This is a genomic window from Synechococcus sp. H55.9 (genome assembly GCF_047462355.1).
Classification (GTDB): Bacteria; Cyanobacteriota; Cyanobacteriia; order Thermostichales; family Thermostichaceae; genus Thermostichus.
The window spans coordinates 1-7,903 of sequence record NZ_JANSJB010000053.1; the positions used below are offsets into that span (position 1 = coordinate 1).

Genomic DNA, 7,903 nt, shown 5'->3' on the forward strand with positions numbered 1-7,903 from the left:
CCCCTCAAGCGGCCCGATCTGCTGGCCAAGCTGGGACTGGATCCGCCCCGTGGCGTGCTGTTGGTGGGAGCCCCAGGCACCGGCAAGACTCTGACTGCCCGCGCCCTGGCCGAGAGCCTGGGGGTGAACTACATTGCCGTTGTCGGCCCGGAACTGATCGGCAAGTATTACGGGGAGGCGGAGGCGCGCCTGCGGCAGCTATTTGAGAAGGCGGCTAAGTCTGCCCCCTGTCTGGTGTTCATCGACGAAATCGATGCTCTTGTCCCCAACCGCGCCACCGTCGAGGGGGAGGTAGAAAAACGCCTGGTGGCTCAAATGCTGGGGCTGATGGACGGGTTTGCGGCTCAAAAAGGTGTTGTGGTGCTGGCGGCCACCAACCGGCCTGAGGCCCTGGATCCGGCCCTGCGGCGACCGGGGCGCTTTGACCGGGAGATCATCTTTAAGGTGCCGGATCGGGAGGGGCGGCGGGAGATCCTGGCCATTCACACCCGCGGCATGCCGCTGGCGGAGGATGTGGATTTGGACAGCCTGGCGGATCAGACGCTGGGCTTTGTGGGGGCGGATCTGCGCGGCCTGTGCCAGGCGGCAGCCTATGCAGCTTTGCGGCGCCAGGTGCCGGATTTGGAATCCCCCATTCCCGAATCCCTAAAAGTCACAGCAGCGGACTTTCAGCAGGCTCTGCAACAGGTAAAGCCGGCGGTGTTGCGCTCGGTGGAAATTGAGTCGCCCCAGGTGAGCTGGGATCAGATCGGCGGCCTGGAGCACGCCAAGCAGATTTTGCAGGAGGCCATCGAGGGATCCCTGCTGCACCCGGAGCTGTACGAGCAGGCCCAGGCCCAGGCCCCCAAAGGGATCCTCCTCAGCGGGCCCCCCGGCACCGGCAAGACGCTGCTGGCCAAGGCCATCGCCTCCGAGGCCAAGGCCAATTTCATCGCCGTCTCCGGCCCGGAGCTGCTCAGCAAATGGGTGGGATCCTCCGAGCAGGCGGTGCGGGAACTCTTTGCCCGCGCCCGCCAGTGTGCCCCTTGCGTCATCTTCATCGATGAGATCGACACCCTCGCTCCCGCGCGAGGCAGCTACTCCGGCGATAGTGGCGTCAGCGACCGTGTCCTGGGGCAACTCCTGGCCGAACTGGACGGGATCCGCCCCAGCCAGGGGGTGCTGGTGGTGGCGGCCACCAATCGCAAAGCCAGTTTGGATCCCGCCCTCACCCGTGCCGGACGGCTGGAGCTGCACCTGAGTGTGGAGCTGCCGGATCGCGCCGGGCGGTGGGAAATCTTATCTGTACATAACCGCAAGCGTCCCCTGGGGCCGGATGTGGATTTACAGGGGTGGGCCGAGCAGACCCAAGGTTGGAGCGGTGCCGATCTGGCTCTATTGAGCAACCGTGCCGCCATTGCCGCCATCCGCCGCCACCGCGCCACTGCCGAGACGGTGGATGCCAAAACCCTGGTCATCTGCCAGGAAGACTTTGCCCAGGCCTTTGCCGAGCTGCAGCAGCAGCGGCAGGCCGGCTAGAAGACAGGGATCGCTTGCCATTCCGGCCGCCGGTGGGCGTGGGCCGCCTCGCCGCAGGTGCGGGGAGTGGGAAAGATCTTGTCGGGGTTGGCGATGTGCTGCGGGTCAAATACCTGCCGCACCCACTGCATGCTCTCCAAATCCGTGGGCGTAAACATCTCCGACATGTAGCAGCGTTTCTCCGCCCCGATGCCGTGCTCGCCAGAAAGGCTACCCCCCAGGCGCACACAGAGTTTGAGAATCTCGCCCCCCAGCTTCTCCACCTGCTCCAGGGATCCCGGCACCGACTCGTCGTAGAGGATCAGCGGATGGAGATTGCCGTCGCCGGCATGGAACACATTGGCCACCGGGTAGCCGTATTCGCGGCTGAGGCGCTCGATTTCTTTGAGGACATAGGCTAGCTGGCTGCGGGGGATCACCCCATCCTGGACGTAGTAGTTGGGGCTGAGCTTGCCCATTGCAGCAAAGGCCGCCTTGCGCCCCTTCCATAGCCGCGCCCGCTCTTCTGGGCCGGCTGCCACTTGCACCTGGCGGGCCCCGTTTTTGAGGCACAGCGCCCTCACCTGTTGGCCGGCTTCCTCCACCTCCAGCTCCAGCCCGTCCACCTCCACCAGCAAGATGGCCGCCGCATCCCGCGGGTAGCAGCCCAACTGCACCACATCCTCGACGGCGTTGATGCTGAAGTTGTCCATGATCTCCAGGCCGGCGGGGATGATCCCGGCAGCGATAATGTCAGAGACGGCGGATCCCGCTGCTTCTACACTGTCGAAGTCCGCCAGCAAAACCTGAACCTGGGCCGGGGTTTTCAGCAGGCGCAGGGTAATCTCGGTAGCGATGCCCAGGGTGCCCTCGGAACCGACAAACAGACCTACCCAGTCGTAGCCGGGCATCTCCGGGATCTTGCCCCCCCAGCGCACCACTTCCCCATCCGGCAGCACCACCGTCAAGCCGAGGATGTGGTTGGCTGTTACCCCGTACTTGAGGCAGTGGACGCCGCCGGAGTTTTCCGCCACATTGCCGCCGATGGAGCAAACCGACTGGCTAGAGGGATCCGGCGCATAAAAATAGCCCTGGTCGGCCACCGCTTGGGTAATCCAGGCGTTGATCACCCCCGGCTGCACCACCATGCAGCGGTTGTCTAGGTCAATCTCCAGGATCTGTTTCATCAGGGTGGTGGCAATGACGACGCTATTTTCCAGGGGTAGCGCCCCTCCCGAAAGGCCAGTGCCGGATCCCCGCGCCACAAAGGGCACCTGGTAGCGGCTGCACAGCTTCACCACCTGCGCCACCTCTTCTGTGGTGCGCGGCAACACCACCAAAGCCGGCCTTTGCCGGTAGCTGGTCAGCCCGTCACACTCGTAAACCAACAGCTCCTCCGGCTTGCTGATCACTCGCCGGGGATCGAGAATTTTTTTGAGCTCAGCCGTCAGCTTGATCCAGTCGAAGGTGAGGCCAGCTTGCAGAGGATGGGAAGCGCGGACAACCATAGAGCGTTGGCGAGAAATGTGCTTAGGGGAGATATCGTCACTATAGTCTGGATAGTCTGGCTGGAGAGCCTATGCAGTCCCGCAGCGCCGAACAGATTCTCAAACAAGTGCGGCAGCTCTACGACCTCTACCCCTTCCCGCCACAGCCCATCGGCACCGTTCCCCCGCCGGGGTGGAACTGGCGCTGGAGCTGGCCCCAGGCCTATGCCTTTTGCACAGGTGCTCATCCAGGCCGCCGCCCAGTGCGCATCCTGGACGCCGGCTGCGGCTCTGGGGTGGGGACGGAGTATATCGCCCACCAAAACCCCAACGCCGAAATCTGGGCTTTTGACCTGAGCAGCCGCGCCCTGGAGATTGCCGAGGCCCGCTGCCGGGCTTCCCAGGCACCACCGGTGCACTTTCGCCAGCTCAACGTTTACGACATCGACCAACTGCCGGGGCAGTTCGACTTCATCAACTGCGTAGGCATGCTCCACCACCTCCCGGATCCGGTGGCGGGGCTGCAGGCTCTGGCAAACAAGCTGGCTCCCGGCGGGATCCTGCACCTATTTGTGTACGGCGAGCTGGGCCGCCACGAGATCCGCCTGATGCAGAAGGCCATCCGCCTCTTGGTCACTGGCTCAGAGCATCAGCCGCTAGCTTCCGCAGAACACCTACAGCAAGGGCTCCAGGTGGGCCGCCGCCTTTTCCAGATTTTGCCAGACAGCAACCGCATCCAGCAGCAGGAACGCGCCCGCTGGGCCATCGAAAACGTGGACGACGAATGCTTTGCCGATATGTACCTGCACCCGCAGGAAGTGGACTACACCATCGAGACGCTGTTTGAGCTAATTCAGGCTTCAGGGCTGCAGTTTTTGCGCTTTTCTAACCCAGAGTTCTGGCGGCTGGAGCGGGTGTTGGGCAAAGATGAAACCCTACTGGCCCAGGCAGCCCAACTGCCGGAGCCGGAGCGCTACCGCCTAATCGAGCTGTTGGATCCGGTGGTGGCCCACTACGAGCTCTTTCTCGGCAAGCCCCCTATTCGCCGCTGGGAATGGATCCATCCAGAGGATGTGGCCGCGGCAGTTGCCCACCTCAGCCCCTGCCTGGGCCTGTGGCCGGGGCGGAGCCTCTTCAACTACGCCTATGAGGCCATCTCCCTCAGCGAGGAAGCCTTCGCCTTCCTGCAGCAGGTGGACGGGATCCGCACCGTCCAAGCCCTTCAAGAAAGCCTAGACTCTCCCCTGAGCTGGCCGCAGTTGCAGCAGTTGCTGCGCTGGCAAGTGTTGCTTTTGGAGCCGCAAGAGAACAGTTTTTGAGGGCTCTTGGCGGCTTTGAGACAGGAAGAGGCCATTGCGGCATTTGCTTTCTTGGTCTTCCCTAGCTTATGCTAGGAGACTGTGACCTTTCCCCTGGCCATTTCTGGGGTTATTGCCATGCCCAAAATCAAAACTCGCAAGGCAGCCGCCAAGCGCTTTCGCCTCACCGGCAGCGGCAAGTTCATGCGTCGCCGGGCCGGGCACAACCACTTGCTTGAGCACAAAACCACCAACCGCAAACGCAAATTGGCCGGCGTGGCCCTGGTGGATGAACGGGATCTGGCCAACGTGCGCCTGATGCTGCCCAACACCCACTAGGTGGGATCCCGTTGCGCCGCTTCCTCCACTCCCTCAGCCTAGGGTGAGCCGATCGCCACGGCAGGCCAAAAGTCTCAAGGCTTGTTCGCCCTTGTATCCATCTGTCTGTATTGAGTTACCGCCATGAGAGTCAAACGGGGCAATGTTGCCCGCAAGCGTCGCAAGAAGATCCTCAAGCTGGCCAAAGGCTTTCGCGGAGCCGGCTCTAAGCTGTTCCGCACCGCCAACCAGCAGGTGATGAAGGCCCTGCGCAGTGCCTACCGGGATCGCCGCCGCAAGAAGCGGGATTTTCGCCGCCTCTGGATTGCCCGCATCAATGCCGCCACCCGCGCCCAGGGCCTGCGCTACAGCGAGTTCATCGACGGCCTCAAAAAAGCCAATATCCAGCTCAATCGCAAAATGTTGGCCCGCTTGGCTTTCCTGGATCCCGAAGCCTTCACCCAAGTGGTGGCTGCGGCCCGCCAGTCCCGCACCGCCTGAAGGGGATGGGATCTCGGTCTCCGTTGGCCTCGGCGATCCAGAGGTCTTGCTGGGCGGCCAGCCTGGCCTTAGTTTGCCTAGGGATCCCTGCCGCTGCCCGTCCCTGGTCAGAGATTGTTCGTTCGGGTCAGTTGCGAGTTGCAGTCAAAGACAACCTCAGGCCGTTGGGGTTTCGCGATGCCGAAGGCAAGCTGCAGGGGTTTGAGATTGACCTAGCCCGCGAGCTGGGATCCCGGCTGCTGGGATCCCCGGCGGCGGTGGAGCTGGTGCCAGTGGCCAATGTGGAGCGGCTACAGGTGCTGACTGCGGGGGAAGTGGATCTGGCCATCGCTCAGATCGGCATCACACCGGATCGGGCGCGCCAGGTGGAGTTCACCTCGGCCTACTACCCGGATGGCCCCAGCCTGGTTGTGGCCCGTTCCCAAAACTGGACGAGCTGGTCAGAGCTGCGCGGCGCGCGGATTGCCGTCCTGCGCGGATCGGCCGCCATTCCCCACCTCCAGCGCTACCTCCCAGGGGTTGAGTTGGTGGCGGTGGATTCCTACCAGGAAGGGGCAGAATTGCTCCTAAAAGGGGCGGTGCAGGCCTGGGCAGCGGATCGCTCGGTGCTGGCGGGGTGGCTGGCGGAGCACCCCCAGTTTCAGTTTCTGGGATCCCCGTTGGCGACGGTGGGGCTGGGCATTGCCCTGCCCAAGGGGCTGGAGCATGCTGAATTGCGGCTGCGGGTGCGCCGAGAACTGGAGAACCTGCGCGCCGAGGGCTGGCTGGCGGAGCAGGCGAGAGCTTGGGGCCTGCCCTAGGCCAGTTACAGACACCCTTCACAGCCCTGGGCTTCCAACTCTCCCCTCCTTTTGGGAGAGAAGCTGAAAGTGATGGTCTCAGCGGCACAGAGCGCTTGAGCGTTGTCTTGTTGGCAATGGCAAGGGCTCCGCGCCCACCAGACGCCGTTTGCAGTTAGCCAGCAGGGGTTGCGAGCCAAGGGATCCAGCCGGCTACTCTTCCTCCGGCAATTCGGGGGGAGGCTCCTGCCACTGCGGGTCGTCCAAGATGGCTTTCTTGGTTTCTTTGAGCTGTTTCCAGAGCTGTTTGATCTGCCGATAGGCTTCCTCCGGGGTGATCTTGCCCCCCGTTTCCAGGCCACAGATCAAAGACACCCTGTTGCTGAATTCTTGTAAATTGGCATCGAAAACCAAATTCTGGGGTCTCACCTCGCCCCAGTAGGGATAGCGAGGCGAAATAAACTCATCTTTGTTGGGGGGTAGGTTTGACTCTGTCACGGCACAACCAAGATAAAAGGGCTATTAAAACCGGAAGATTGGGAGGGGAACTCTACTGAGCTCTAATCCAGAGAAGAATCTATAGAAGAGATTATGGACGCTTTTTCTTGACCGGTTTGGGAACTTTGGCCGGATCCCGCGGCGGATAAAGTTGATCTGAAATAGACTGCTGACCTGAAGACGAGGGAAGAGAGCCCTTCTTGACTTTGGGGCGGGGCGTTGAGTGCTTCAGGCGGGGGCGCGGCGGCGCTTTGAGCACAGGGCCGATGGGAGTTCCCGCCTCCACGTAGAGCAGGGATCCGCGGCGACGCACCTGTAGATCCCAGAAATTGCCTACCTCCTTGCCCGGCAGGGAGCCGATCAGGCGCAATTTGAAGGCTTGGGGCTTGGGAGCTATTCGGGTAGGCGGGACGGGATCCTTGCTCCGCTGAGAAGAAGGGCTGGCAGAGGTTTTTTTGCCCGATTGGCGAATTTTGACGATGATAAACCCTTTCTCCTGGGACTGAAAAACAACCTCGCCCCGAATGGAAAACCAATCCGGCACCACCGCCGGACGGGAGCCCTCAGGGAGCGTCTGCCCCATTTCTTCGGGGGCCCACACCCCCATCAGCTGCACGTGCAGATCTTCGCTCTTGTCGCGGGTGCGAGGATAGACCACCCACAGGTAGTTGCGGTCTGGCTGTAGGTGCTTACGTACCAGACTCATCACCCGGCCCAGCAATACGGCATTCAGCTCCAAGCCATCTGAGGTACGTAAGACCCCGCGGGTAAAGTGCCCAGGGGAAGGAATGTACTGTCCCTCGATGAGGCCAATCGCCCGGTATTGCATCTTCTCCCCAGGCGGCGGGATGGGTTCCAAACAGACTCGCTCTCTTTCCGCCGCTTTCGTCGTCGCCAAAGTAGCAGTGGTACCGACAACAGGCTGCAAAGACTCCGTCCCGCTACCGCGAGCAGAGCCAGCGGTTGACACCGAATCCTCAGCTTTTCCCGGCAGGGAGGAGGCCCTGGCCTCGCCAGTTGAGCTGGGTCTGGGGGGCCGCACAGATCGAAAGGGAGGTCTTAGCTCTGAGGACATTGTGACGGTTCCGTTGCAATCGATCCAGAAGGTTAACTCAAGTGCTCAAGAAGGGGCAGTGATGCTCGTCTGGCAGCGCAAGACATTTGCTGTTGCAAAAACAGGCCCTACTTCTGCCCTCGACCCAAGACCTGCCCAACACACCACCCAGCCTAACAACGCTTTTCCTGGTTCGTCTCAGTCGGCCAACCCACATTCGCTCGCGTCGGAGGCGTTTGTCAGCCAAAAGAACGGCTGTTGTTGTCACCAGCGTAGCTGAAGATAATAGCAACTGCTCCAGGAAAAGGAAAAGCAATATAGTCGTTGCAAGCAAAATTAAGACGCTTCGCCCCCTCTCCCCTTGTGGGAGAGGGGAGCTAGAGCTCAACCAGCAAGCTGTTCCATGGCTGTTTGCCATAACTCTATCTGCTGAGCAGAGCTCTTGCCTGGCCTCGCCCAGTGCCCTACTTA

8 protein-coding genes are annotated in these 7,903 nt (G+C 61.7%); 5 read left to right on the forward strand and 3 right to left on the reverse strand.

What is annotated here, in order from left to right; translation table 11 throughout:
- The coding region (locus NW857_RS08215) for an AAA family ATPase (RefSeq protein WP_414368625.1) at window positions 1-1,518 on the forward strand (1,518 nt) is incomplete at its 5' end.
- Here NW857_RS08215 and glcD read toward each other — a convergent pair.
- Window positions 1,515-3,005: a glycolate oxidase subunit GlcD gene (gene glcD, locus NW857_RS08220; protein ID WP_414333805.1), complete on the reverse strand. Its 1,491-nt coding sequence runs from the start codon at window positions 3,003-3,005 to the stop codon at window positions 1,515-1,517. The genes NW857_RS08215 and glcD overlap by 4 nt on opposite strands.
- A 71-nt stretch (window positions 3,006-3,076) precedes the next feature.
- Here glcD and NW857_RS08225 point away from each other — a divergent pair, with 71 nt between their 5' ends.
- From NW857_RS08225 to NW857_RS08240, 4 genes are all read left to right on the forward strand, one after another.
- Complete coding sequence (locus tag NW857_RS08225; RefSeq protein WP_414368627.1) at window positions 3,077-4,303, forward strand: class I SAM-dependent methyltransferase; 1,227 nt, start codon at window positions 3,077-3,079, stop codon at window positions 4,301-4,303.
- Between the two features lie 117 nt (window positions 4,304-4,420).
- Complete coding sequence (gene rpmI, locus NW857_RS08230) at window positions 4,421-4,621, forward strand: 50S ribosomal protein L35 (RefSeq protein ID WP_414333811.1); 201 nt, start codon at window positions 4,421-4,423, stop codon at window positions 4,619-4,621.
- 123 nt (window positions 4,622-4,744) lie between these two features.
- A complete protein-coding gene (gene rplT / locus NW857_RS08235) occupies window positions 4,745-5,101 on the forward strand; it encodes a 50S ribosomal protein L20 (RefSeq protein WP_414333801.1) in 357 nt (118 codons plus the stop codon).
- A gap of 23 nt (window positions 5,102-5,124) precedes the next feature.
- Window positions 5,125-5,901, forward strand: coding sequence for a transporter substrate-binding domain-containing protein (locus tag NW857_RS08240; RefSeq protein ID WP_414341531.1), 777 nt, complete (start codon window positions 5,125-5,127; stop codon window positions 5,899-5,901).
- Between the two features lie 192 nt (window positions 5,902-6,093).
- Here NW857_RS08240 and NW857_RS08245 read toward each other — a convergent pair whose 3' ends face one another.
- Together NW857_RS08245 and NW857_RS08250 are read right to left on the reverse strand one after the other, a co-directional pair.
- The gene (locus NW857_RS08245; protein ID WP_414333797.1) at window positions 6,094-6,378 is read right to left on the reverse strand and encodes a hypothetical protein; all 285 of its coding nucleotides are present in this window, start codon (window positions 6,376-6,378) and stop codon (window positions 6,094-6,096) included.
- Window positions 6,379-6,469: 91 nt separating this feature from the next.
- The gene (locus NW857_RS08250) at window positions 6,470-7,306 is read right to left on the reverse strand and encodes a hypothetical protein (protein ID WP_414368630.1); all 837 of its coding nucleotides are present in this window, start codon (window positions 7,304-7,306) and stop codon (window positions 6,470-6,472) included.
- Window positions 7,307-7,903: the final 597 nt, after the last annotated feature.